The sequence below is a fragment of the Flammeovirga sp. SubArs3 genome (assembly GCF_947387565.1).
Taxonomy (GTDB): domain Bacteria; phylum Bacteroidota; class Bacteroidia; order Cytophagales; family Flammeovirgaceae; genus Flammeovirga; species Flammeovirga agarivorans.
Genome location: NZ_CANDOA010000010.1, coordinates 171,890 through 198,139 on the forward strand (window position 1 = coordinate 171,890; position 26,250 = coordinate 198,139).

At 35.2% G+C, this 26,250-nt stretch carries 22 protein-coding genes and 1 tRNA gene; 10 read left to right on the forward strand and 13 right to left on the reverse strand.

Features of this window, described 5'->3' with window-relative positions; genetic code table 11:
* Nucleotides 1-41: 41 nt before the first annotated feature.
* Both QL232_RS22840 and QL232_RS22845 read right to left on the reverse strand, forming a co-directional pair.
* Nucleotides 42-1,472, reverse strand: a complete 1,431-nt coding sequence (locus QL232_RS22840; RefSeq protein WP_168881261.1) for a DUF5723 family protein — start codon at nt 1,470-1,472, stop codon at nt 42-44.
* The gene (locus QL232_RS22845) at nt 1,462-3,066 is read right to left on the reverse strand and encodes a hypothetical protein (protein ID WP_281615902.1); all 1,605 of its coding nucleotides are present in this window, start codon (nt 3,064-3,066) and stop codon (nt 1,462-1,464) included. Before QL232_RS22845 ends, QL232_RS22840 begins: the two co-directional genes overlap by 11 nt.
* 386 nt (nt 3,067-3,452) lie before the next feature.
* Between QL232_RS22845 and QL232_RS22850 the strand changes: the two genes are divergently transcribed.
* Complete coding sequence (locus QL232_RS22850; protein WP_168881259.1) at nt 3,453-3,875, forward strand: helix-turn-helix domain-containing protein; 423 nt, start codon at nt 3,453-3,455, stop codon at nt 3,873-3,875.
* A gap of 139 nt (nt 3,876-4,014) precedes the next feature.
* Nucleotides 4,015-5,940 carry an acetate--CoA ligase gene (acs, locus tag QL232_RS22855; RefSeq protein WP_168881258.1) on the forward strand — a complete coding sequence of 642 codons (1,926 nt, stop codon included), beginning with the start codon at nt 4,015-4,017 and terminating at the stop codon, nt 5,938-5,940.
* Between the two features lie 76 nt (nt 5,941-6,016).
* Here acs and QL232_RS22860 read toward each other — a convergent pair whose 3' ends face one another.
* Together QL232_RS22860 and QL232_RS22865 are read right to left on the reverse strand one after the other, a co-directional pair.
* Entirely contained in the window at nt 6,017-6,379 is a 363-nt protein-coding gene (locus QL232_RS22860) for a YraN family protein (protein WP_281615903.1), read from the reverse strand.
* Nucleotides 6,366-7,475 (reverse strand): transporter substrate-binding domain-containing protein, encoded by a 1,110-nt coding sequence (locus QL232_RS22865; protein WP_168881256.1) that lies wholly within the window; start codon nt 7,473-7,475, stop codon nt 6,366-6,368. The genes QL232_RS22860 and QL232_RS22865 overlap by 14 nt, the downstream gene beginning before the upstream one ends.
* A gap of 344 nt (nt 7,476-7,819) precedes the next feature.
* On the opposite strand from QL232_RS22865, the gene QL232_RS22870 reads away from it, so the two are divergent.
* The 5 genes from QL232_RS22870 (at nt 7,820) to QL232_RS22890 (ending at nt 15,217) form a co-directional block, all read left to right on the forward strand.
* Nucleotides 7,820-10,624: a 2-oxoglutarate dehydrogenase E1 component gene (locus tag QL232_RS22870; RefSeq protein ID WP_168881255.1), complete on the forward strand. Its 2,805-nt coding sequence runs from the start codon at nt 7,820-7,822 to the stop codon at nt 10,622-10,624.
* Nucleotides 10,625-10,636: 12 nt separating this feature from the next.
* A complete protein-coding gene (locus tag QL232_RS22875; protein WP_281615904.1) occupies nt 10,637-11,071 on the forward strand; it encodes a GNAT family N-acetyltransferase in 435 nt (144 codons plus the stop codon).
* A gap of 50 nt (nt 11,072-11,121) precedes the next feature.
* Nucleotides 11,122-12,657 carry a 2-oxoglutarate dehydrogenase complex dihydrolipoyllysine-residue succinyltransferase gene (gene odhB / locus QL232_RS22880; RefSeq protein ID WP_281615905.1) on the forward strand — a complete coding sequence of 512 codons (1,536 nt, stop codon included), beginning with the start codon at nt 11,122-11,124 and terminating at the stop codon, nt 12,655-12,657.
* A gap of 130 nt (nt 12,658-12,787) precedes the next feature.
* On the forward strand, nt 12,788-14,182 hold the full coding sequence (gene lpdA, locus QL232_RS22885) for a dihydrolipoyl dehydrogenase (protein WP_168881252.1): 1,395 nt from the start codon (nt 12,788-12,790) through the stop codon (nt 14,180-14,182).
* Nucleotides 14,183-14,347: 165 nt separating this feature from the next.
* The gene (locus tag QL232_RS22890; RefSeq protein ID WP_281615906.1) at nt 14,348-15,217 is read left to right on the forward strand and encodes a hypothetical protein; all 870 of its coding nucleotides are present in this window, start codon (nt 14,348-14,350) and stop codon (nt 15,215-15,217) included.
* Between the two features lie 61 nt (nt 15,218-15,278).
* Here QL232_RS22890 and secG read toward each other — a convergent pair whose 3' ends face one another.
* The 4 genes from secG to QL232_RS22910 all read right to left on the reverse strand — a co-directional run bounded on the left by secG (nt 15,279) and on the right by QL232_RS22910 (nt 19,005).
* Nucleotides 15,279-15,620 (reverse strand): preprotein translocase subunit SecG, encoded by a 342-nt coding sequence (gene secG / locus QL232_RS22895; protein ID WP_168881250.1) that lies wholly within the window; start codon nt 15,618-15,620, stop codon nt 15,279-15,281.
* A 25-nt stretch (nt 15,621-15,645) separates the two neighbouring features.
* Nucleotides 15,646-17,067 (reverse strand): hypothetical protein, encoded by a 1,422-nt coding sequence (locus QL232_RS22900; protein ID WP_281615907.1) that lies wholly within the window; start codon nt 17,065-17,067, stop codon nt 15,646-15,648.
* Nucleotides 17,068-17,156: 89 nt separating this feature from the next.
* Nucleotides 17,157-17,684, reverse strand: a complete 528-nt coding sequence (lptE, locus tag QL232_RS22905; RefSeq protein ID WP_168881248.1) for an LPS assembly lipoprotein LptE — start codon at nt 17,682-17,684, stop codon at nt 17,157-17,159.
* Nucleotides 17,677-19,005, reverse strand: coding sequence for a sigma-54 dependent transcriptional regulator (locus QL232_RS22910; protein ID WP_281615908.1), 1,329 nt, complete (start codon nt 19,003-19,005; stop codon nt 17,677-17,679). Before QL232_RS22910 ends, lptE begins: the two co-directional genes overlap by 8 nt.
* A 224-nt stretch (nt 19,006-19,229) precedes the next feature.
* Here QL232_RS22910 and QL232_RS22915 point away from each other — a divergent pair, with 224 nt between their 5' ends.
* Complete coding sequence (locus tag QL232_RS22915; RefSeq protein ID WP_168881246.1) at nt 19,230-19,460, forward strand: hypothetical protein; 231 nt, start codon at nt 19,230-19,232, stop codon at nt 19,458-19,460.
* A gap of 73 nt (nt 19,461-19,533) precedes the next feature.
* On the opposite strand, the gene QL232_RS22920 is transcribed toward QL232_RS22915, so the two are convergent.
* From QL232_RS22920 to QL232_RS22940, 5 genes are all read right to left on the reverse strand, one after another.
* Entirely contained in the window at nt 19,534-20,634 is a 1,101-nt protein-coding gene (locus QL232_RS22920; RefSeq protein WP_281615909.1) for a DnaJ domain-containing protein, read from the reverse strand.
* Between the two features lie 173 nt (nt 20,635-20,807).
* Nucleotides 20,808-21,527, reverse strand: a complete 720-nt coding sequence (pepE, locus tag QL232_RS22925; RefSeq protein ID WP_281615910.1) for a dipeptidase PepE — start codon at nt 21,525-21,527, stop codon at nt 20,808-20,810.
* A 13-nt stretch (nt 21,528-21,540) separates the two neighbouring features.
* Nucleotides 21,541-22,032 (reverse strand): hypothetical protein, encoded by a 492-nt coding sequence (locus tag QL232_RS22930; RefSeq protein ID WP_281615911.1) that lies wholly within the window; start codon nt 22,030-22,032, stop codon nt 21,541-21,543.
* Between the two features lie 82 nt (nt 22,033-22,114).
* A complete protein-coding gene (locus tag QL232_RS22935; RefSeq protein ID WP_281615912.1) occupies nt 22,115-22,915 on the reverse strand; it encodes a (Fe-S)-binding protein in 801 nt (266 codons plus the stop codon).
* A gap of 11 nt (nt 22,916-22,926) precedes the next feature.
* On the reverse strand, nt 22,927-24,303 hold the full coding sequence (locus QL232_RS22940; protein ID WP_348646762.1) for a (Fe-S)-binding protein: 1,377 nt from the start codon (nt 24,301-24,303) through the stop codon (nt 22,927-22,929).
* 426 nt (nt 24,304-24,729) lie between these two features.
* Between QL232_RS22940 and QL232_RS22945 the strand changes: the two genes are divergently transcribed.
* Both QL232_RS22945 and QL232_RS22950 read left to right on the forward strand, forming a co-directional pair.
* On the forward strand, nt 24,730-26,058 hold the full coding sequence (locus QL232_RS22945; protein ID WP_281615913.1) for a DUF5103 domain-containing protein: 1,329 nt from the start codon (nt 24,730-24,732) through the stop codon (nt 26,056-26,058).
* 116 nt (nt 26,059-26,174) lie between these two features.
* A tRNA-Pro gene (locus QL232_RS22950) sits at nt 26,175-26,249 on the forward strand.
* The last annotated feature ends 1 nt before the right edge of the window (nt 26,250 follow it).

Below are 26,250 nucleotides of genomic sequence, written 5' to 3' on the forward strand. Positions count from 1 at the left end.
TTATTTAAAACAAAGTGTTTCGTATTGGAGCACTTTTAGATTTACCACTTAGCTTCCATGATTTGACTGGCCCTAGTTTTCTTTTTGTTGAGATAGTTTTTCTTGACATACCCAAAATTCAGATTGATACCAAATCGAATACCTAATGATTGGGCTTCTTGCCAGTCACTGATGATTTTAACGACATCATCAGACATTGCATAGGCTTTTAATCCAGGGAAACCAACAGTTACTGCTGCACCAATTTTATTGATACCACTTTTGTCAGCAGAATAACTTACTCCAAGGCCTATAAAATCAGCAAATCTTTTATTCATACTCACTGAGACTTTAGGGTTAAAGTATTCTTCATAATAGCTGAAACCTACTGTAGCACCAATGATAAATTTATGCCCGAAATCATAACTGGCAGCACCATTTACATTAAGGGGTAATGTAGTCGTATAGTCAATCTGTTCTTGGCTATCCATTACATGCATATCAAATAATGCAGAAATAGAATCGTATTGTGCGTTAGAAATATTTTCAGAATTATTAGAAAACAAATCGTTAGGAGTGGCCCCTTCGAGTCTAAAACTATTATAGCTATCAGCTCCCAATTCGTAATCTCTTCGTCCATTTCTCCAATGAATTTGTCCAATATTGGTCGCAGCAAATTCAAATAACCAGTTGTCAGTGTGTTGGTAAGTGATTCCAAAATCAAATGAATAACCATGGCCAGCACCTCCAGCCAAGTATGCTAGTATACCGTCAGAGTCAAAGTTTCCCGATGCATCAAAAATATTTGTAAGTCCTGTTGTATTAATTGGTCCTTGTACTCCAATTACAATTGGGTAATTCGAAGCATCAATTGTTTGTATTGTGATATCTGCAGAATTCATTTTGATATTGCCGATACCTGATAAATACTTGGCATTGAAGCCGATGGTAACTCGATCCTTGATGTTGTAATTAAAGCCCATTCCATATTCTCTGTAATGAGAAACCTCAAGAGTAGGATTTAGGTTGAAAACCTGTCCTAAATTATCAGGATGAGCAGTGCCTTTTGATAATAACTCACCTAAATCACTATCTATATAAGAAAAGCTATTTAACTTCTCTCTAATGAAAAAGTTAAGGCTCACTTTGTCAGATGTGATATAAATACCAAAAACATCTAAAGCTGCATTACCTTCAATAATGTTCTGGTTTTTCAGATTTTGGAAAAGCTTTTCTAAATCTATGTTTTGAGTATATTCTCCTTTGGTAAAAATATGGTTGTAAGAAAAAACAGTCGATTCCGCATTTGCATAACAAGATGGGAGTACGATCGAAGTTTTATATACCGACTTATGGGCAGGGTTAAGTTGTGAGGATTGAGGCATGTCTTTCATAAAGTAAAGCATGTACTCTTCCTGACCAAAGGCTTTTTGCTGAAAACCTAGAGTAACTAAAAAAATGAAGTAGTATAGATAGTGAACTTTAAAATTCATTAGGGTCAATTTTTACGGTGGCACTCAAACCTGCACTGATATTTATTTTTTGTTCAGGGAAGAAAGGAACCACCTGAAAGTCTGGTGTACTAAAGGTACCTTTTATTTCTACAAAATTTGAGGAAATGATCTTTTGTGCATCTTCTCCTGTAATTCTAATCTTAGTTTTTACATGTCCACCAGTATTATTGACACTAATACTGTCTAAACTTGGCGCTTTCATAAAGTTCAGTGTGTTATTACCAGACTCTTGACTAATATCTATTTGATAAGGTGTGTAATCTACTGTATCATCCAATGTATAGATAGAAAGATAACCATCCATAGGGAAGTGGTTTTCAAATTCTAAAGATAAAATAGCAGAATCCAGAAAACTGATACTTTCTTGGTATTGCTCATCAAAAACTATTATTTCAGAAAACGCGACATCTTTTAATCCTAATAAAAATGGAACTCTAAAGAAACTGTTAGTCTTTAGATATGAATTCTCATCAATGAAATAAATCTCACCTCTATTCATTTCAAAAGACATTTGCCCTTGAATACTTATCTTATTTGGTTTCTTGTTGAAGATTCCAACTTTTTGTTGGGTGAATAATGTGTCAATAAATTCTTCTCCATGAGTGGAACTTCTTCCAATGGTTGTTTTGCTAAACTCCAGAGGATGTTCTGTGCTGTCAATACTACTTACGGCATAAGTTTCAATATTTCCTGCAAGTACATCAATACCAAAAGTACTATACGTAATAAGTTGATATTCAAATGCTGATAAGACCACTTCACCTTCTTCTAGAGTAGTGTCAAAGATATCAATAGGTAATACCTGTTTTGGTACAGGAAGTTTTAAATTGATATCTACAACAGGAGTGAAGTTAATATGACTGATCACATCAATAGTATAGTCTATGGATGTAGGATCTGGAATCTGAAATGAAATAATTTCAGAAGTATTGGCTGACCTGTTTGATAACCTCAACTGAGTTGAAGTGTCTCCTGAATTATTGATTGCATTATTGTTGAAATTAAGCGTAACATCCTTGGTTTCATCAGCTGTGAATAGTGATGAAGTGAAGTTTTGAACAGTAGTATCTCCAGAGTTAATATGAAGTAACTCTAACCTAAAACGACTATTAGCGGCGTTATTGTTTTTAATAGTTATGGTAAAGTGACCTTCTTTAACATGCACTTCATTGACTTCAAATAACTGATTAGAGACCGTAATAGGTACCAAATATTCTACTGTATGATCTATTTGAGTGAATAGTTCAGGCAAAGTAGTTTCCGGAGTTAGGAAAAATAATTCACCGGATAATATATCACTACCTGTAAGTAGCGCAGGTTGATTCTCTTTTTCTGCCTCAGTCCACCAGGTTTTGAATTCTAAAACCCAAGGTACATTAGATTTATCCACTCGACTTTGTGAAGAGGGTGGTAATAAATCTTCTAGATAGATATCACCTTTCATCAATGGAAAAGCAAAATATTTCTCTTCTAAAGGTTCAAGGCCAATATCATTGAATTCATTAGGATCAAATCCGCATGAACAGATTACAATTAAGTAGAGTAGAATGAATGATCTCGTAATAGCTGTCATCTAAAAAAATAAAGTGATATTCAAATTTAGTGTTTTTTCGATAAACTAGTAACGCTTTAAAATTTAGGTGAAAGAAAAAAGGAATAGAATACAAAAAGAAGATATCAAGAGACCTATTGGTAATAATTAATGATTTTGAGGTTTTGTAAATATTTGGTTGATTATTCTTCTCTTTTCCAGTAATCAAAATGATTCATGTTAATCTGTTTATTTGTCAAAATAACAAACTGTAAAGATTTAAATTGATATCCACTTATTGTTAAATTTCATTTAATTAGTGTTACTTTTACGTCAATTTTGCTAATTAAGTATATCTATGCAAAAAAAGTATAGTAATATACATTTGAAATTAGAGTAATATTAAGGAAATATACATTCACTAATTAATGAATTTAAAAGAAAATTGTTGCCCGAAATGTGAAAGTACAGAATATATCAAAAGTGGGTTTGTGAAAAACCGACAGCGATATAAGTGTAAAGATTGTGGGTATTTCTTTACCGTAAGTAAAAAAGGAAGAGAGATAGAAAGGAAATATGTAGTCAAAGCATTACAGTTATATTTGGAAGGTGTTCCATATAGAGAAATTGAACGAATTGTAGGTGTAAGCCATGTTTCTGTGATGAATTGGGTGAAAAAATACAACATCCCTAGGTTGGAATCTGATGCCTACGCTCCAACTTATAAGGTGATGAACCATAGTGAATTGTTGACCTATGTGATTAACAAGGAAAACTTAAAAGATACATCATCTATGATTACAGATTTAGGAGATAAATTCATGGTCATTTCATGGAAAACAAAAAAGTAAAGTATACCATATTAGCGTAGGTATACTTATGTATAGTGATTTTCTGCTCAACTATTTATATTCAACCCTCGAAACACTTCAGTAATTATAAATTTCATGAGACCAAAAGGTTTCTATTACTAAAACTTTACAAAACACTATGATTAGCAGAATTAACAACCTTGAAGACTACGCTGTAGCCTATAGACGCAGTGTGTCCGAACCAGAACGTTTTTGGTCAGAAGTAGCCGAGCAGTTTGTTTGGCGAAAAAAATGGGACAAGACTGTCGAGTACGATTTTAACGACTATAACGTACAGTGGTATTTGAATGGTAAATTGAATATCACAGAAAATTGTCTTGATAGACACCTTTTATCAAGAGGCGACAAAACAGCAATTCATTGGGTAGCCAATGACCCCCACGAAAAAGATAGAATCTTTACGTACAAAGAATTACATGAACAAGTTTGTCTTTTTGCGAACGTTTTAAAAAGAAATGGCGTAGTAAAAGGTGACCGTGTTTGTTTGTATATGCCGATGGTTCCAGAGTTGGCTATCGCGGTTTTAGCATGTGCTAGAATTGGTGCGATTCACTCTGTAGTATTTGGTGGATTTTCAGCACAAGCACTAGCAGATAGAATTAATGATGCTGGTGCTAAGATTTTAATTACAGCTGACCAAGGTCCAAGAGGGAACAAGGTAGTTGAATTGAAACAAATTGCAGACGAAGCACTTTTCCAATGTGAGGCAATCGAGAGAGTTATTGTTTATCAAAGAACAGGTGCTGATGTGAAAATGGATGCTGATAGAGATGTTTATTGGCATGATGAGGTGAAATCTGTTCCAAATGTTTGTGATCCAGAAGTAATGGATTCAGAGGATCCTTTATTCATTTTATATACATCAGGGTCAACTGGTAAGCCTAAAGGTGTGGTACATACCACAGGTGGTTATATGGTTTACTCTTGGTATTCATTCAGAAATGTATTCCAATACCAAGAAAATGATGTGTACTGGTGTACAGCGGATATCGGATGGATTACTGGTCACTCATATATCGTTTATGGACCACTACTAGAAGGAGCTACTTCTGTAATGTTTGAAGGCATTCCAACTTTCCCAGATGCAGGTCGTTTCTGGAGAATTGTTGATCGATTAAAAGTGAATATATTCTATACAGCACCAACGGCGATTAGAGCGTTAATGGCACAAGGTTTAGAATATGTAGAATTATATAAACTAGATTCTTTAAGAGTTTTAGGTACTGTAGGAGAGCCGATTAACAGAGAGGCTTGGGAGTGGTATCATCAACATATCGGTAAAGGACAATGTCCAATTGTTGATACTTGGTGGCAAACAGAAACAGGTGGTATTATGATTTCTCCTGTTGCTGGTGTTATCCCAACGAAACCAACTTATGCAACGCTTCCTCTTCCTGGTATCCAACCAATACTTGTAGATTCTGAAGGGAACGAGATCGAAGGTAAAGGTGTAGAAGGTAACTTATGTATTAAGTACCCTTGGCCTTCAATGTTGAGAACTACATGGGGAGATCACAAACGTTGTAAAGATACTTACTTCTCTACTTTTAAAGGTTTATACTTTACAGGTGATGGCTGTCGACGTGATGAAGACGGATATTACAGAATCATGGGTAGAGTAGATGATGTAATGAACGTTTCTGGTCATAGAATTGGTACAGCAGAAGTTGAAAATGCAATCAATATGCACAAAGGTGTAGTTGAGTCTGCTGTAGTAGGTTACCCTCACGAGATTAAGGGTCAGGGTATATACGCTTACGTTGTATGTGATTCTGAAGCTTTAGAAATGAGTACAATCACTGAGTTTAAAGCTGAAATCCTCGATATTGTTATCGATAAAATTGGTAAAATCGCTAGACCGGATAAAGTTCAGATCGTTCGTGGTTTGCCAAAAACAAGATCAGGCAAAATTATGCGTAGAATCTTGAGAAAGATTGCAGAAGGTCAAACTGATAACTTCGGTGATACTTCAACTTTATTAGATCCTTCTATTGTTGAAGCTATTAAAGAAGGTGTGGTTAAAGATGATCAAGTAAATGCTTAATTAAGTTTAGGTATTAAATAAATATAATCCCCTTTCCAACGATGTCCCTAAATATTCGGTTGGAAAGGGGATTTTTTTAGAAAGCATCTTCAAAATGCTGTATATGATTTCCTGAGGAATTTATTACTACACTTACGATATCATACCTTACTATAAAGCTCCAATCTTGTGTATCCATATAATCTATTGCAGCTTCTGTAATATTATCCATTTGTTTTTCGGTGACTTGCTCTTCAGGAGTGCCAAACAGAAGATCTGACCTAGTTTTTACTTCAATAAAGATGAGGAATTTTAAATGTCGACAGATAATGTCAATTTCATTTCTGCCACTTCGGTAGTTTTGAGTTAGTATCTCATAACCTTTGGCTTTTAAATAGTCGATCGCTAAAGCTTCTCCTTTAACACCTAACTCTTGTTTCTTCGTCTTAGTTGATGTCATCCATATTGTATTTTTGCAATAGCCTATGCCATGAATCTTTATCTATATTATCAACAATTTCTGTATTTACTTTTTTATACATTCTGCTGTTTCTAGGCATAAAGAATGAATAGTAATTTTGTTTAAAGTTAGATTGAAGTACCTCAAATCTATCTTCATTGCCATTCTCTTTTATTAGATAACGCATAATGGGCTTATCGTGAAGGAAAGCCATGATTTCTCCAGATTCCAATGCCTCTAAACCTTCTTCAGGTTTTACATAAGAAACAGGATTGATCTGATGTTTTAGTAAATAGCTTTCTGCACCGGAGTGAGCCGTTACCCCAATTTTACCTTTCATCTTTCTTAAATCCTCAATTGTATTGATTTTGGATTCTAATTGATTCAAAGTTAAAGTGGAAGTGATAGTTGCGGTAAAACTTGAAATTAAACTGATGGCTATAAACATCCAAACCATAGAAATTGCTCTTCCTAATGTTGTTTTAGGCGTCTTGTCACCATAACCTACCGTTGTGATAGTAACAGTAGACCACCAAATTCCATCCATAATTCCTTCAATTCCATCTCTAAAGTCTTTGGCGTTATATTTTTTCTCTACCCACCATACTAAGGTTCCAAAAAGGAATACAATGATGATCAAAGTGAAAAATAACTTTAAGAATCCATAAGAAAATAAGTTAGAGAAGAATATAGTAATCTCGTCTTGTTTGTTTTTCTTGACCACGACACCCAATGAGGTCGTCATAAATGGATAGGTGACATCTAATTGGCGAATTCTTGTACTACTTACAGGCATAGGGTTGGCGGAGATGTCAATTTTTTTTCTTGACAACCCCAAAATTAGCCCAGGCATATGTTCGTATTCTACAAATTCATATACCAATTGTAGGTCTTCAGCTACCATGTGCCATAAGTCTATACTTAAACCATAAAAGGTTCCATCTAAACCTTTTATAACAAAAGGAGGATCTTCTCGGACGCCGACTCTGAGTACATGATTTTTGATGATTTTGTCACCACTGTTAGAATAGGAGTTTTGTGCAGGAGTAGTAAATGACGAAAGAATAAATATAAACAGCAGAAAAAGTTGCTTCATGCAATGAATAGATTTCCAATTTTTAGTTAACGTACAATTTCTATCATATAAAGATAAAAAAGTATTATAAATAAAAAATTTATGTAATTGATTAATGTGTGATTTTTTTAGATTAATCTAATCCTATTTATAAGTGATTAAATGTTCATTTTTGTAAAGAATTGAAAATAAGTCATTTACAAATATTAAAATTTGTATTTGATACAATTGTATACAACTCTGTTATAAATCCTGTGTTACAATTTCTTGTATAGTATATTTGTGTATTTGCGTGTTCAAATATAATGATTAAAATACTTTTGCTATGTTTGTTTCGAGCAAGTAATTAACCTCACTAAAGACACATGGACAAATATTCGTACATAGCAAATGCTCATGGTGATTACATCGAACAGATGTATGAAGCATACAAGCAAGATCCAAGCTCAGTTGATGAATCTTGGAGCAGATTTTTTGAGGGTTTTGAATTTTCTTTAGAGAAATTCGGAGAAAACCCAGAACTAGACGGAAACTCGACAACAAACTCAAGCGCAAACACATCTTCTTCTGTAAAAGGAGGTATTTCAGAAGAAATGCTACAAAAAGAAGTAGCAGTTCGACAACTAATTAATGCTTACAGATCTAGAGCACATTTAGTATCTGATACAAACCCTGTAAGAAAAAGAAAAGACAGACATGCAAGATTGGAATTAGAAGACTTTGGTTTATCTAAGGCTGATTTGAATACTGTGTTTTCAGCAGGTTCTTATTTAGGGATGGGTAATTCGAAATTATCTGAAATCATTGCACGCTTGGATAAGATCTATTTTGGTAAAATTGGATTTGAATTTATGTCAATCCGTGAGCCAGAAGTATTGTCTTGGATCCAAGGAAAAATCGAAAATGAATATCCAAATCATGAATTTTCGCAGGAGGATAAAAAACGTATCCTTGGTAAATTAAATGAGGCGGTAGTTTTTGAAAACTTCTTACATACTAAATATGTAGGTCAGAAAAGATTCTCACTAGAGGGTGGTGAATCTACAATTGCTGGTCTTGATACAGCGATCTTTACAGGTGCTGATTTAGGTGTTGAAGAAGTAGTTATTGGTATGGCTCACCGTGGTCGTTTGAACGTTTTAACCAACGTAATGGGTAAAACTTACGACGAGGTGTTCAACGAGTTTGAAGGTCAAGCAGTACCAGACGAAACAATGGGAGACGGTGATGTAAAATATCACTTAGGTTTCTCTTCTCAAATTGAAACTCATAATGGTAAAAAAGTGCGTTTGGATTTATCTCCAAACCCTTCTCACTTAGAAGCAGTTGATCCTGTAGTTTTAGGTGTAGTTAGAGCGAAAGTAGATTCTATCTACGAAAAAGACTCTAAACGTATTTTACCTATCTTAATACATGGTGATGCAGCAATCGCTGGTCAAGGTATTGTTTATGAAACAGTACAAATGTCTAACCTAGCTGGTTACGATGTTGGAGGTACTATCCACTTCGTAATTAACAACCAAGTAGGTTTTACAACTGACTTCGAGGATGCTCGTTCATCAATCTATTGTACAGATGTTTCTCAGTTGATTGAATCTCCAGTACTTCATGTAAATGGTGATCATCCTGAAGAAGTAGCTTACGCAATGAAGTTGGCTGTAGAATTCCGTCAACGTTATAACAGAGATATCTTTGTTGATATGGTGTGTTACCGTCGTCATGGTCATAATGAATCTGACGAGCCGAAGTTTACACAACCAAAACTTTACAATATTATCGCTAAGCACCAGAACCCAAGAGAGATCTACATTAAAAAGTTGATCGAACAAGGGGAAATGAATGCTCAATTAGCGAAGCAGATGGATAAAGAGTTCCGTCGTCTATTACAAGATAGATTGAACAATATTCGTCAACACCCACTTCCATATCGTCCACAAGAGTTGGAAATCCAATGGAAACAACTTAAAAGAGGTAAGGAAGCTGATTTTGATGAATCTCCAAATACATCAATTTCAGAAACTACTGTTGAGGCAGTTGGTCATGCGATCACTACAGTTCCAGAAGGTTTCAAACCTTTAAAACAAATTGATAAATTAATTGCAGAGCGTAAAGAAATGTTCTTCGATAAGAAGGAGTTCAACTGGGCTGCTGCTGAATTAATGGCTTATGGTTCTGTATTATTAGATGGTAAGATCGTTCGTTTATCAGGTCAGGATGTTCAAAGAGGTACTTTCTCTCACCGTCATGCTGTGTTAAACGATGCTGAAACAAATGAGAAGTACAGCTCTCTAGCAAACATTAGTAAGTTACAAGGACCGTTCTATATCTATAACTCTTTACTTTCTGAGTATGGTGTTTTAGGTTTTGAGTATGGTTACGCTATGGCTAACCCTAATGCTTTAACAATTTGGGAAGCACAATTCGGTGATTTCTCAAATGGCGCTCAAACTATGATCGACCAATTCATTACTTCAGGTGAAAGTAAGTGGGGTAGATCAAATGGTATGGTGATGTTATTGCCACATGGTTATGAAGGTCAAGGACCTGAGCACTCAAACGCTCGCCCTGAAAGATACTTGCAATTAGCAGCGCAGTACAACATCGTAGTTGGTAACTTTACAACTCCAGCAAACTTCTTCCATGCAATCAGAAGACAGTTAACTTGGGACTTCAGAAAGCCATTAATTGTAATGTCTCCTAAGTCTATGTTACGTCACCCTAAGTGTGTTTCTTCATTAGAAGACTTCACAAAAGGTAAATTTGAGGAAGTTTATGATGATGCATCAGTAAAAGACCCAGAAAAAGTAGAGAAAGTATTACTTTGCACGGGTAAGATGTATTACGACTTGTTAGAGCGTAAAGAAAGAGACAACAGAGATGACGTGGCAATTGTTCGTGTTGAACAAATCCACCCATTCCCTGAGAAAAAAGTAAATAAAATTTTAAAGAGATATTCGAATCATAAGTCATTGAAATGGGTACAAGAAGAACCTGTGAATATGGGTTATTGGACGTTTATCTTGAGAGCTTACAGAAATGAGGAGCAGTTGATTAAGATGAGGTTAGTGGCTCGTAGACCATCAGCTTCACCAGCAACAGGTTTCCCTAAAGTACATAAAGAAGAAACTGAGAGAATCGTTTCTGTAGCTTTCGATAAAGAGGACCTATAATATATATTAATCATGATTATCAAAGAAGTAGCTTTTAATTCTCCTGAACACAAATTATCAGTAGCATTACGTGATGAGGTTTTACGTAAACCGCTTGGCCTACAATTTTCTGAAGAGGAATTATCAGAAGAATTCGATAGTTACCATTTAGTAGCGATGAATGATTCTGATGAGGTGGTTGCTTGCCTTGTATTAAAACCAATAACACCTCAAGAAGTAAAAATGCGTCAGGTGGCTGTTAGAGAGGATCAGAGAGGGAAGAAGTTAGGTTCTTTGATGGTTCAATTCAGTGAAGTTTTTGCATTGGACAACGGGTTTGAATTAATCACACTCCATGCGAGAGAAGTAGCTGAAAAATTCTACGTTAAGCTTGAATACGATAAAGAAGGAGAGCTTTTCGAGGAGGTAGGTATTCCTCACTATAAATTTAAAAAGAAATTAGTCTAGAACTATTGTGACGGTGCTGAGAAGGTTCCGTCACCTAAAAATAAAAAACTATGAGCTTACAAATGACTGTTCCAGCTGTCGGTGAGTCAATCACAGAAGTAACTGTTGCAAAATGGTTAGTGGAAGATGGCGATACTGTTGAACTTGATGATGTTCTTTGTGAATTAGAATCAGATAAAGCAACTTTCGAACTAGTAGCAGAAGCAGACGGAGTTATTACAATTTCTCCAGATGCACAAGAAGATGCTGTTTTAGAAATTGGTGCTTTATTATGTACAATTGAAGAAGGTGAAGGTGCTCCAAAAGCAGCAGCTACATCTGAATCAGCTCCAGCAGCAGCTGCGTCTGAAGGTCCTAAAGCAACTGGCGAAGTTTTAGATATGGTAGTACCTACAGTAGGTGAATCTATTTCTGAAGTGACAATTGCAACTTGGACAAAAGAAGATGGTGATTTTGTAGAGTTAGATGATTTATTATGTGAAATCGAATCTGATAAAGCTACATTCGAATTAACTGCTGAAGCACAAGGAATTCTTCGTGTAATTGCTCAAGAAGGAGATACTTTAGAAATTGGTGCTCCTATCTGTAAAATTGAAGTAATGGAAGGTGATGCTCCTGCAGCAACTTCTGAAGCGGCACCTGCAGTTGAAGCTAGTGCGTCTGCTCCAACTTCTTCGAACTCAACATATGCAACGGGACATGCTTCTCCTGCTGCAGCAAAAATCTTAGCTGAGAAAGGTATCGACCCTGCAACAGTAAAAGGTACTGGTGTTGATGGTCGTATCACTAAAGAAGATGCAGAGAAAGCTCAAAAAACAGCAGCTCCTAAGAAAGAAGCTAAGAAATCTGAGGCAGCGGCAGCACCAGTTGCAGCTAACCCTGAAGATAGAGTACAACGTAGAGAGAAAATGACTGCATTACGTCGTACAGTATCTCGTCGTTTAGTTTCTGTTAAGAATGAAACAGCAATGTTGACTACATTCAATGAAGTTGACATGAAGCCTGTAATGGACTTGCGTAAGAAATATAAAGAGATGTTCAAAGACAAGCACGAGATTGGTCTTGGCTTTATGTCTTTCTTTACTAAAGCGGTAACTGTTGCGTTACAAGAGTGGCCTGCAGTAAATGCATACATCGATGGTAACGAAATCGTTTACAATGATTATGCAGATGTTTCAATCGCAGTTTCTGCACCAAAAGGTCTAGTGGTTCCAGTAATCAGAAATGCTGAATCATTAAGCTTGGCAGGTATTGAAAAAGAGGTAAGACGTCTTGCTTTGAAAGCTCGTGATAACAAATTAACTATTCCAGAAATGGAAGGCGGTACATTCACTATTACAAATGGTGGTGTATTTGGTTCTATGTTATCAACTCCAATTATTAATGCACCTCAATCAGCGATTTTAGGTATGCACAATATTGTGGAGAGACCAGTAGCTATTAATGGAGAAGTACAAATTCGCCCTATAATGTATGTGGCATTGTCATATGACCATAGAATCATTGATGGTAGAGAGTCTGTAAGCTTCTTAAAACGAGTGAAAGAACTTCTTGAAGATCCAATTAGATTACTATTGGATGTTTAATTGAATAAACATATGCTTAGGCTCATGCAGATCTTTGCATGAGCCATTTTAATTACACTACACAAACAAAGAATCTTGTCAGCTTACTGTCTTGATTCTGATACTTAAAAAACCTTGTAAAGGAACAGTTATGACATACGACTTAACAGTTATAGGTTCAGGTCCTGGTGGATATATTGCAGCTATCCGCGCAGCACAATTAGGCATGAAAGTAGCCTTAATCGAAAAATATAATACTCTTGGTGGTACATGTTTAAATGTTGGATGTATTCCTTCAAAAGCACTATTGGATTCATCAGAGTTATACCATCAAGCAGTACACCGTTTTGCTGAGCATGGTTTAGAAGCAGAAGCTCCAAAAATTAACTTTGGTAAAATGATTTCAAGAAAGGGTGAAGTAGTTAAACAAACTACTGACGGTATCGCTTTCTTGATGAAGAAAAATAAAATTGATGTTTACCACGGCTTTGGGTCGTTTGTAGATAAAAATACAATCAAGATTGAAGGTGAAGAGTCTAAGATCATCAATTCTCAAAAGACAATTATTGCAACTGGTTCTAAGCCAGTAATGTTGCCGTTTATTGAGTTTGATAAGAAAAGAGTTATCACTTCAACTGAAGCATTAGAATTAAAAGAAATTCCTAAGCACCTTATCGTAATTGGTGGTGGTGTAATTGGTCTTGAGTTAGGTTCTGTTTATGCAAGATTAGGAGCAGAAGTAACTGTAGTAGAATATGCAGACGCTTTAATTCCTACAATGGATGTTTCAATGGGTAAAGAAATCCAAAGAGTTCTTAAGAAGGAAGGATTTAAATTTAACCTAAAAACTAAAGTTGATTCAGTTAAAGTAGAAGGCGAAGAAGTTGTTGTTAAAGCAACTGACAAAAAAGGAAAAGAAGTAGAAATCAAAGGTGATTACTGCTTAGTTTCTATTGGTCGTCGTCCTTACACTGATAAATTGAACTGTGAAGCAATCGGTGTAAAATTAGACGATAGAGGTAGAGTAGAGGTAGATGAACATTTACAAACTTCTGTAGATGGTATTTATGCTATTGGTGATGTAGTAAAAGGTGCTATGTTGGCGCATAAAGCTGAGGAAGAAGGTGTGTTTGTTGCAGAGCATATCAACGGTCAAAAGCCTCATATCAATTATAAATTGATTCCTGGTGTTGTTTATACTTGGCCAGAAGTGGCGTCTGTAGGATATACTGAGCAAGAGTTGAAAGAATCGAAAAGAGCTTACAAGTCTGGTTCATTCCCATTCAGAGCATCAGGTAGAGCAAGAGCTTCTATGGATATTGATGGATTAGTTAAAGTTTTATCAGACAAAGAAACTGATGAGATTTTAGGTATGCACATCATTGGCCCTAGAGCTGCAGATATGATTTCTGAAGGAGTTGTTGCAATGGAGTATAGAGCGTCAGCAGAAGATATTTCTAGAATGTCACATGCTCACCCTACTTATTCTGAAGCAATTAAAGAAGCTTGTCTTGCTGCAACAGGAGATAGAGCATTGAATATGTAATCAACATATTGAAATAAATAAAAAGGCTGCTAGAAGTTACATTCTAGCAGCCTTTTTTATACTCAAACAAAGGAATGATATTAATTTTTTCAGAGTGGTAAACTGATTTAGTTATGTAGCGACTGATATAGGTTATTTTAAAACTATTACCAATTACTACTGAAAATGAGAAGCTTAAAATTCATAGTACTGTTTAGTGTTTTTTTATCTTTTTCTTTACTTGCTCAAGATGAAAAGTCAGGAGCAGCAGATGCATCTGCCAATGCAAACAACCCATTAGCCGACCTAAAGGCATTTAATATTCAGTTTAACTATCAAACCGGTTTAACTGGAGTAGATGGGATGAATATGGTTACGTCTTTTAGGTATGCTCAACCTGTAGGTAAAATCCTTTTCAGAGCAACGTTGCCAACATTGACAGTAAACCGCCCATCAGATAATTCTTCAGTAACAGGGTTAGGTGATTTCAACTTATTTGCAACCTATTTAGCAACTTCCTCGTCTTCTCCTGTTCAGTTTGGTGTAGGACCGATGGTTTTTGCACCTACCTCAACAGCGGTTTCTACTGTTAGTGGTCCTGGAGGGAGTTTGGTCAATAATTATGATGTAAGTCTGGGTGCAAATAACTGGCAAGTTGGTGGAGCTTTGGTACTCTTCATTGCTAAATCAAAAATGTTTCAATGGGGAGGATTAGTGACATGGACAGTAGGTGTAGGAGAAGATTCTGAACTTACCGATAATCAGGGAAACGCATTGGATGCGGATGAAAATTTGGCAGCAATACAACCTTTTTATTTCTTTCAGTTAGGTAAAGGGAATTATCTAAGAGGTGCACCCATTTGGACCATGGATTTCACCAATAGTAAATATAACTTTCCCATCGGAATAGGTTATGGTAAAGTACTGAAATTAGGGTCTACAGTTTTTAACCTGTTTATAGAGCCACAATACGCTGTATATTCTCAAGGAGTAGGGCAAAGTAGTTTTCAAATCTTCAGTTCTATTAATATGCAGTTTTATGGAGGTAAGAAATAAAAAAAGCCATTACAAAACATAGTGTTTGTAATGGCTTTTTTAGAATATCTTTTCTGATATATTATTCAGCAGGAGTTTCTGCTGGTGCTTCCTCAGGAGTTTCAGGAAGAGTAGTTGGAACAGGCATATCAGCTGCGTTCTCGATACTGTTTGATGTCTGGATATTTGCAGAGTTGTCTTTTGGAATAAAAATGTTTACACCAATTGACAATACAAATAAAGAAATAGCCAACACCCAAGTTGCGTTTTCAATCCAAGTTGATGCTCTTCTCGCACCCATCATTGAGCTACTAGCAGCGCCCATATCACCTGTAAATCCACCACCCTTAGAATCTTGTGCTAATACTAATAAAGTAAGAAGCACTGCGATGATAAGGATTAGGATTATAAAAAAGTACATCATTGTATTGTAATGTTAATGCTTTATGTTAATCCTTTTTCAAGAATTCAATCCGTTCTGCAAAGAAACTAGCTTTATTTGGATTTTTCAAGATAAGATGTTGATAAATTGAGATTGCTTCGTCTTTTTTTCCTTGTTTCTCTAACAATTTGGCGAAACTCTCAGTTTGTGGAATACTATAACCTTGTAATGCCTGATCGGATAGGTCGATTTGTTCAAGATTTTGCTCTTCCAGATCTAATTCATTCTGAGAAATGCTAGGATGAACTTCAATAAAATTATCAATAATATTTTTTTGATGCCCTTTCTTGTCAACTTGAACAGGGTCAAAGTTGTTGAAATCAATGATGTTTTCGTCATTCATATTATCAACACTATGGAGGTAATCCTCATCTTTAATCGTTTCATCAAAGCTAGAAGTGTCATAACTAGGGAAGGAGTACTCAGTAAACCCATCCGAAGTCTCTTCTACTTTATTTTCCTCTTTCGATGTAATAGATAGAGTATCTGAATCGATATTTTCATCTTCAGATAAATCTTTTATGATCTCTTCTTCCGATTGTTTCTTAGTATTTAAAAACCCTTGGAAACGATCCATCATTTCTTCAGAGCTCATGATATTATTAGACTCATCTTCTGGAGAAGCTAATGGTGCATCATTTACTGCTGAATATTCATCTTCTATTTGCTCTTCTTGGAAATCAGAGGCAGTTTCAGATTCAATGGTGTGGTTAGAAATGATTTCTTCCTCATCATTTTTTTTGTCTTCCTCTTCTTCATTCATAAAAGAAGTGGGTTCTGACCCTTCAGGTTGTTCTTGTTGAGCTGAAAGTTTAGCTAATTCTGCTAAAATTTCATCTGCAATACTTGTATCAACTTTTTGTTCTACCTCTTCAGTAGATTGTAAATCTTCAGCATGTTCTAGATCATTTAATATCTGATCTTCTAAAGTAGCTTCATCAACTTCTTGTGTTTCAGAAATGAAATTACTTTCATCTTCTGCTGAATCAACTATAGAATCATTATCCTCATCAGGTACTTCTTCTTCAATGACATGATTTGTTGAAGCTTCACTTTCGTTAGTGATATGCTCTAAAATATCATCTACTTCCTCATTCTCATCACTTATAGATAAGTAATCATTGTTATCATCTGAGAGTTTATCCAGTGTTTCGTGTTCATCACTTTCAATCTCAATTCCAGAAGTATCGGGAAGATTGATATCACTGTCAAATGTTGTATTTAAATAAGCTTGAAGAGAAGGTCGGTGGGTAACATAAGCAGCAGCACTCTTCACATATTCGGCTTTACCTTCTTCAGCTTTAGCTAAAAGCACATGAAGGGCAGCGAAATAAGGATAATTTTCGATAGCTGCTTTAATATCATCAATATCTCTATAAGAAACCGATTGTGGGTTCTTAAGCCATTTTTCAATCAAAGTTAGATCCACAGTAAGTATTAAAAAAGTAGTGTGATGGGGGATTCATTATAATTGGATATGGACAGTATAACCATCCATATCCAAATATACATTAATCTTTACCAATCTGCTAGTGCTTTTTGGAAAGTATCGTAGATAATTTGCTCGAAAATCACGTCAATTGCCTCTGTTTCGACCTGTTGAACGGTTTGGTTACCTGGGAAGTCATAGAAAAATGAGAATCCTTGATCAAAACTTTTTTCATCATCATAGTTGTTGATAAAATTGGTTTTTACAGTGATCGTTAAACGTTGTTGTTGCGTTTGCTGACTCTCGCCACCACCAGGAGATACAGGAGTAACTCTATAACCTGTTATAGCTCCACTAAATTCAATGTCGCCTTTTTGACCTTGAGGGGCAGGTAATAAACTTGTGTTTCTTAGAATATACTGCGTTAAGTCATCAGTAAACTGAAAGGCCATGGTTGCAGGGCCATCAGAAGCCTCATTTGTATAGGGCTCAATAGAAAAAGTTTTGATCCTAGGGTCTATATTGACACCTGAGAATGTGAATTTCACACCTGTACAAGCGGATATTGCTAAAAAACAGATGATTAAATATTTATAACTGAATTTTATGTTATTCATCAAGTTCGTATTGTTTGATTTTTCTATAAAGTGTCCTCTCTGAAATTCCTAGATCTTGTGCAGCGTACTTTCTTTTGTTGTTATTCTTCTGAAGTGCTTTGATGATCAATTCTTTCTCTTTTTTCTCAATTGAAAGTGATTCCTCTTCTTCTTTTACCTCAACCATATTATCGATGTCGTAAGTATTTTCAGAATACTCATCATCATTTGTTATAATAATTGGTTGTTCTTGAGTAGGAGGAGTTGGAGGGGTATATTTCACAGGGGTGGTATTAGGTCTTACCGTTAAACCTGTTTCATTTGACATAGGTGCTGTAGTTGATGATGTCTTGTGTTCATCAATTACACTACTAAATAATTTAGGATTTTCTTGAATGACAGTATTTGCATTGGTTTTACCTTGTGCTAACTGAAGAACAATTTTTTTCAAATCATTCATGTCCTGTCGCATGTCGAATAAAACCTTGTATAAAATATCTCTTTCATTTAATCCCTGATCTTCATTCTCTAAAACTCTAAGTTTATTACTAGTAGCATGAGGGAGATATTTCTGCATCGTCTCTAGAGTAACAAGACGGTTTAACTCAAGTGCAGACATTTGTTCTGCCAAATTCTTGAGCTGTCGAATATTTCCGGGGAAAGGGAAGTTGATAAGTACATGTTTTGCTTCCGGAGTAAGCGATAAAGGTTGAACGTGGTATTGTTCAGCAAAATCTGTTGCAAATTTTCTGAATAAAAGTTCAATGTCATTACCTCTTTCTCTTAAAGGAGGAACTTGTATAGGTACAGTATTTAAACGGTAGTAGAGATCTTCTCTAAATTTTCCTTTTTGGACGTTTTTAAGAAGATTTACATTAGTCGCAGCAACGACCCTTACATCCGTTTTTAATACTTTAGAAGATCCAACTCTAATAAATTCTTTATTTTCGAGAACCCTTAAAAGTCTAGCTTGAGTTTCTACAGGCATCTCACCAATCTCATCTAGGAAAATTGTTCCGCCGTCTGTTACCTCAAAATATCCTTTTCTAGTTTCATTTGCACCTGTAAATGAGCCTTTTTCATGACCAAAAAGCTCAGAGTCTATTGTTCCCTCAGGAATTGCTCCACAGTTAATAGCGATGAATTTACCATGTTTTCGGGCACTTAATTGATGTATTATTTTTGAAAAAGATTCTTTACCGGAACCACTTTCACCTGTAATCATTACAGTCAAATCAGTAGCTGCTACTTGAGCTGCTACTTGAATCGCATGATTTAAACTAGGTGCGTTTCCTATAATACCAAATCTTTGTTTTATTGATAATAATTCTCTATTCTCCATCAAGGGTAAAATAATTTTTTATCGTATGACTATTTGTCATGACAAAATTACAATAATTTATTTATGATTGATAGAAAAGAATAGCTAATACCAAGTTTGATGACCAAAGTCTGTGTTAATTTTTTTTAAATGGTAGCGAATTTATGCTAATCGTTGAATTTTTTTTTTCTACTTTTGTCACGTATCGAATTTTTACCTAATTTTTAACCTCGTATTAAACAGCCATGTCTTTCAATTTCAGATCAAACAAACTTCTTTTAGGGTTGTGCATGAACAAAGGGAAATCTATGCAGCATCTTGCTAAAATTATGGGTTTACCGCTTTGTACTTATGATTTAAATCAAATTGCAAAACAATTCGAAGATGAAGGTTTGGTTACCAACCTAAATATCAGCCCAAAGGGAACTTTTGCTGATGTGACAGATTTAGGTCTAAACAAGATAAACGAATTATAAAATATATATAAGATATTAATATATGAAATGAGAATTACTACTTTTAAGCCTGAGGTTATTACCTTAGGCTTTTTTAATTCCCTATCCTTCCACAAGTTCTGCTGTATTGATATCTAGCCTCGGGGTTGCCTTGTTTTGCGGCAGTTTCCCAAAAGATACAAGCCTTGTCTCTGTCCTTTTTGTAGAGGAAATAATGCCAGCCCAAATAATAGTTTACTTCTTTTTTATAAGTAGGGTGATTTACCAACTGCATAAACATATCTTTGGCAAGTTCATATTGTTGATTATTCTGATAAGCGATACCTGCCTCTAAAACAGCTCTTTCTTTATAATTATCATCATTGATAGCTTTTTCATAAAAATCACCTGCCTTAGCAAAATCCATTTTTAAATCGCCTAGTGATTTTCCCAGCCAAAAGTAAACTGCATTAGGATTTGATGAATATTCTAAAGATTTTTCGAGATAATCCGTTGCTTTATTTTCTAGTCTTCTTAGGAAATATGCTCTGCCTAAATAGTAATAAGCATCTGAAAGTAATTGATTGTCTTCTTTGAATTTATGTAAGTTAGGTTCCAGGTAATCTATTGCTCTATTTGCTTGTCTTTTTGAGACATAAATACCTGCTGTAATAATATCTGCTTGATCATGTGCATCTAACTCTGTTAGCTCTTTTACATCGAGCATAGCTTGGTCAAGATGCATTTCTTCAAGGTTTATTTTTGCGTTTTCATACGTAGACGCTGCCAGTTTACTCTGGCGTTGGACGAAAAAAGATACAATTCCAATCATTACCGCAGCGTAACCTGCTACCATTAATGGCATCCATTTCTTTTTGCTCTTTTTGTCTTTAGCTTTTTCTTGCTCAAGATCTTCTTTTATTTCTTCTCTCTGTTTATTGCGTTCCTCTGAATAACGGTTTTCTTCCTGAGCTGAAGTGTTTTCAGTAGTATATAGGTCTTCTTGTTGTATACCATAATCGTAACGAAATCTTTTGCTTTCGTTGATCAACGTATCATATGCTTCATTGATTTGCTTGAATTTTTCTTCAAAGCTTTCGTTATTTCCATTTACATCAGGATGGTATCTTTTGGCAAGGCTTAAGTAAGCCTTCTTAATCTGTCGTTTGTCAGCCCCTTTTTCTATTCCTAGAATTTCGTAGTAATCTATTTTCATTTTTTGAAAAACTTATAAGAAGAATGTGGTGGGTTAATAGTGTGATAAAATGTAAAGATTCATAGACATTGGTTTACAAATGTAATGTATTAAGAATACAAATTGTAATTTATCAATATAAGTATATTAGTATTTTTACGGCTATAACAAATATAAAGTTATAGCCGTGAATATTATTGTTCCATTAGAAATGTGAAATCATCAGATGGTTGAAGTTCGTATGGAACTTTATCTTTTTCGAAAATTCTAGCAGAAAGAGGCCCTTCTAACGTTATTTTATTTCCAGAAACATGAAGCCAAGATCCCTCTCTTAGTCCAACAACTATCTGGTCATTGTAAGCATGGAATTCTTTGATTCTTGTTTCTCTTGTTTCACCCATATGTTTAGAATTTGGATCAGGATCCAAATAGTGGGGGTTTAAGTTGAAAGGCACTAGAGCTAGTGCATTTAGTGTTTTTGGATGAACAATAGGCATATCATTGGTCGTATTAATTGTAAGACCTGTGATATTTGAACCTGCACTTGTTCCCATATAACGTAATCCTTCACTTACTTTAGATTGGATAACATCGATAAGGCCCTGATTAATAAGTTGATCAAGTAGAACAAAAGTGTTGCCTCCCCCAGTGAAAATGGCTTTAGCTTCTTCTAATGCCTTTTTAGGATTATCAAATTCATGTAAACCATGCATTTTGAATCCTAACTCATTAAATTTGGTTTTAGCAACGTTGGTATATTCGTCATGAGAAATACCTCCAGGACGGGCAAATGGAATAAAGATAACTTCTTCAATTCCATCAAAAAATGATTTGATAGCATCTTCACAATAAGCTAAATAGCCTTTACCATGAACGGTAGAAGTACTAACAATCAATAAATTTCTTTGATTCATTATTTAGGTTTAATTAGGCTGTGACAAAATATCTTTTTAACCAAGAGTTTCCAGCATCAACAATCCATTTCGATTTAAAGTCTCCAAGATTAAGTACTGTATTGTCAAAAATCTTTGTAGTAGGGGTGATAGTGCCTTCCGAAACTAGTTGTTTCGCTTCGTTTAATTTGAATGTTGCAACTTCTTCGCCTTGTAAGTATGCAATGGTTGTTCTTTCAAAAAGGGAAATATTTAAATGCGATTCAATCTGTTTAATAACGCCTACACATTTATCAATTGAACAGCCAGAAGCAGCAGCGGTATTTTCATCTACTGCAATGACAATAAATTGATTGTAAGGGATATCAAAACTACTTTGTAAATCAGAACCGTGTGCGTTCCAAGATTCTGTGAACTGTAGTAACGAGTTTTTGATAAGAGTGATTTCTTCTGAAGTAAAAGCTCTATTTGATTGATATATCCAAAGGCGTGATGAATCCGCTAGTGTGTCTAAATTTTTGTACATAAATCTTTTTTTTCGCAATATAAAAAGAAAAAGCGAGTGCATAACTAATATACACTCGCAGTAATAGATTCTAGAGACTTGGTTAAAGACCTTTTGAAGAAGCAACAAGCTCGGCAATATCCATTACCTGAACTTCTTTTTCTTTCTCTTTATTTTTTATGCCGTCACTCAGCATTGTCATACAGAATGGACAGCCTACTGCTACAACTTTTGCATCAGTTTTTAGTGCTTCTTCGGTACGTTCGATATTGATATCTTTATTTCCAGACTCAGGTTCTTTGAACATTTGAGATCCGCCAGCACCACAGCAAAGGCCATTTGTTTTGCAACGTTTCATCTCAACAAGGTCAGCATCCAATGCTTCAATCACACTTCTTGGAGCCTGATAAACATTGTTTGATCTACCTAAATAACATGAATCATGGAAGGTGACTTTTTTGCCCTTATAAGCATTTCCGTCTTCCAATGTTAAACGTCCTTCATTAATTAAAGATTGCAAAAACTGAGAGTGATGCAATACTTCGTAATCTCCCCCTAAGGCTGGATATTCATTTTTTATCGTATTGAAGCAGTGTGGACAAGCAGTAACGATTTTCTTTATTTCGTAAGCATTTAATACCTCAATATTTTGCATTGCTTGCATTTGAAATAAGAATTCATTTCCTGCTCTTCTTGCAGGATCTCCTGTGCAACTTTCTTCAGGTCCTAATACAGCAAAGTTAACATCTACCTCATTTAATATTTTTACAAAAGCTGTAATCACTCTTTTATATCTATCATCATAAGAACCAGCACAACCTACCCAAAATAAAACCTCAGGGTGCTTGCCTTGTTCTACCATTTCGGCCATAGTAGGCACTTTTAGAAAATTATTTTCAGCCATTTGTGTTGTTATTATGCGTCTTGTTCTTCAGTTTTTGTTTTCTTGATTTCTTGCGTACGTAGTTCTTCTCCCCATTTAAAACGGTCACTAGCAGCAAATGCCCAAGGAGCTTGGTTATTCTCAATATTTTGGAAGACCATATTCCATTCTTGTGGTGTTCCTGATTCCTCCATTGCAACATATCTTCTCATGTCTAAGATAATTCCAAGGGGATCTATATTGATAGGGCAGGCTTCAGCACATGCATTACATGATGTACAAGCCATTAATTCTTCTTTAGAAATAAAGTCTCCGTATAATGATTTTCCGTCATCTTGGAAGGTTCCGCCATTGGCATCGATGTTTTTACCAATTTCTTCTGCTCTGTCTCTAACGTCCATCATCACTTTTCTTGGAGATAATTTCTTGCCAGTAATATTTGCAGGACACTGTGATGTACAACGACCACATTCTGTACAAGAATAGGCATTCATTACATTCCTCCATGAAAGATCCTGAACATCTTTTGCACCAAAAGTGGGCATTTCATCAGATTCTCCAGCATCAGTGTTATCTACCGGCATACCAAGCATGATCTTTACTTCATTGGTAACAGAGTCCATATTGCTCATTTGTCCTTTAGGTTCCATCTTAGCAAAATATGTATTCGGGAAGGCCAAGAAGATATGAAGGTGCTTAGAGTATGTGACATATACTGCAAAAGCAAAAATACCTAAGATATGTACCCACCACGCTGTGCGTTCAATTGCTACTAAAGCTGTTTCTGATAAACCTGCAAAAATGGGAACAAACAATTGTGATACAGCGAAAGTACCTACAGGAGGGTAGTGCTCATTTCCTAGTGTTTGCAATACAGCATCTGTAGCATTCATTGAGAAAAGCATTGTCATTAGAATTATTTCCGCATATAAGATGTAGTTGGCATCTCTGTAGGGCCATCCTTTCATCTCGTCCATGTGAAACCTCGGGATTCTTAATGCATTACGTCTTATTAGAAAGATAAAACAAGAAACTGTTACCAATAAGGCCATAACTTCAAAAAAGCTACCAAGGAAATGATAAACTCCTGAAGGAATAACATTTGAAAAAATTCGGTGTTGACCTGTTAAGCCATCAATTACTATCTCTAAAACTTCGATATTGATAAGAAGAAACCCTGCATAAACTGCAAAGTGCATGATGCCAACCACCGGACGATCAAACATTTTTTGTTGTCCAAATGCTAATCTGAACATGTTTGCTAGTCGTTTGTTTTTGTCTCCTTGTACTTCTATGTCTTTTTTTCCAAGTTGTATATTTCTATAAATGAATCTAGCTCTTTTGGTTACAAGATACCCTGTTAAACCGATTGCAGCCACAAAGAGTAGTTGTTGCACAATCTGTATCATAGTGTCTAAAAATTATTGTGTGTTTATTGTTTATTGTGTAACTCTCAAATACATAAAAATGTTATGCAAGCAGAGTATTTTTTACTAATAAAGTAGATTAAAAAGAGATTTACAAATATTTTGTTATAATCTTGGCGGTAAATATAAGTAAGCAGTTTTGGAAAAATCACGTATCTGATTAAAATATTGTGATTATTACACTTATTGAGAATAATTCTAAATTGAATAATCATTCATTTATTTTTGTAAAATATAATTATTCTTAGTTCAGTTTTACTTTCTAGATTCAATTAAATCTTAGTATTTAGGATGTGTATATTAAGATGGGAGATTTCGTTTTAGAGATTTTATTTTAATTAATACTTGTGGTAGTAATAATGATAAATAAATCTTCTAAATTGATGACTGCCATAAACTAAAATAGCAATGACAAGAAAAAATATATTTATACCATACACTATAATTTTACTGTTACTCTCAATTACTGGATATGGTCAAGCCAATAAATGGGAGTTAGTGACACTGGACAGTTATAAGAATAAGAACATCAAATATGCTGATTTTACATATGACCCAAATGTCAGAACTGTGCAGTTATATGCCGTTGGTGGAGATCAGTTAAACAAACAACTTAACCTTCCTTTTGTCTTTTTGAATAAACGAACACCACTTGTTTTGGAGTTTGATGTGTTTGGTGATGATGCAGATTATTATGAAGCCGAAATAGTTCATTGCAATAGAGATTGGACACCTTCAGAGTTACAGCCAATTGAGTTTATGAGAGACTATAATTCTTTCAAACTAAATGAATTCGATTTTTCAATGAGTACAAAGGTCCCTTATGTGCATTTTATATTTCAGTTACCGCAAGTTAAAATGTCCGGTAATTATGTATTGAAGGTCTATAAAGAGGGGGATAAGAATGATCTAATTATCACAAGAAGATTTCTGGTAGCTGAAACAACTGCAGCAATTGTGGGTGAGGTAGTGGATAGAAACGGTAGTGAGAGGAGGTACAAACAACAGATAGATTTTAAAGTTAATTACGGTGACCTTACGGTAGTGAATGCGATGAGAGATTTTTCTGTAGCCATTTTACAAAATGGAAGATGGGATAACTCTATAGAAAACCTTAAGCCTAGATTTATTCGTGGACATGAGCATATATTAGACTATTCATATGGGAATGGGGAGAATACCTTCTGGGGTTTAAATGAATTTAGAGTTTTTGAGACAAGTAGTCTCAATGGTGGAGGAGCAACAGTATCGTCTGTAGATGTGATGAAAAACTTCAATAAGGTTAGATTGCATGAAGACTTAATAAGAAATGGTAAAGCTTTCAATCAGCAAAGAGTAGATTACAATGGAAATTATCTGATTTATGCATCAGGGAAAAGAGATCATTGGTTAGAAGCTGACTATATGGAAGTAATTTTCTCACTAAAGGCAGAAACGCCTTTCCCTGGAGATGTTTATGTGTATGGTGGATTTTCGGAATGGCAGCTGAATGAAGAATACAAGATGGTTTATGATGATAAGGCAAGAAAATATTTTGGGTCGGCACTACTAAAACAAGGGCGATACGACTATATGTATACTGTTTTAGATACAAAAAATAGGGAAAGAGATAATATAACTGCAGAAGGAAGTTTTAATTTGACAAGAAATATATATGACATAATTGTCTATTATCGGGGCCCTGGAGATAGGGGGGACAGAATTGTAGCATACAAAAAATTAAATACAAAGCGATGATAATTAATGTGTTTACATTGGTTAGCATAAAAAAATAAGAAGGATGCTTGCGTATTAATCAAAATACACCCACCTTTGCACCGCATTAAACAAAAACGCTCCTGTTGAAGGGTACTCGGGATGTAGCACAGTCCGGTTAGTGTACCTGGTTTGGGACCAGGGGGTCGCAGGTTCGAATCCTGCCATCCCGAC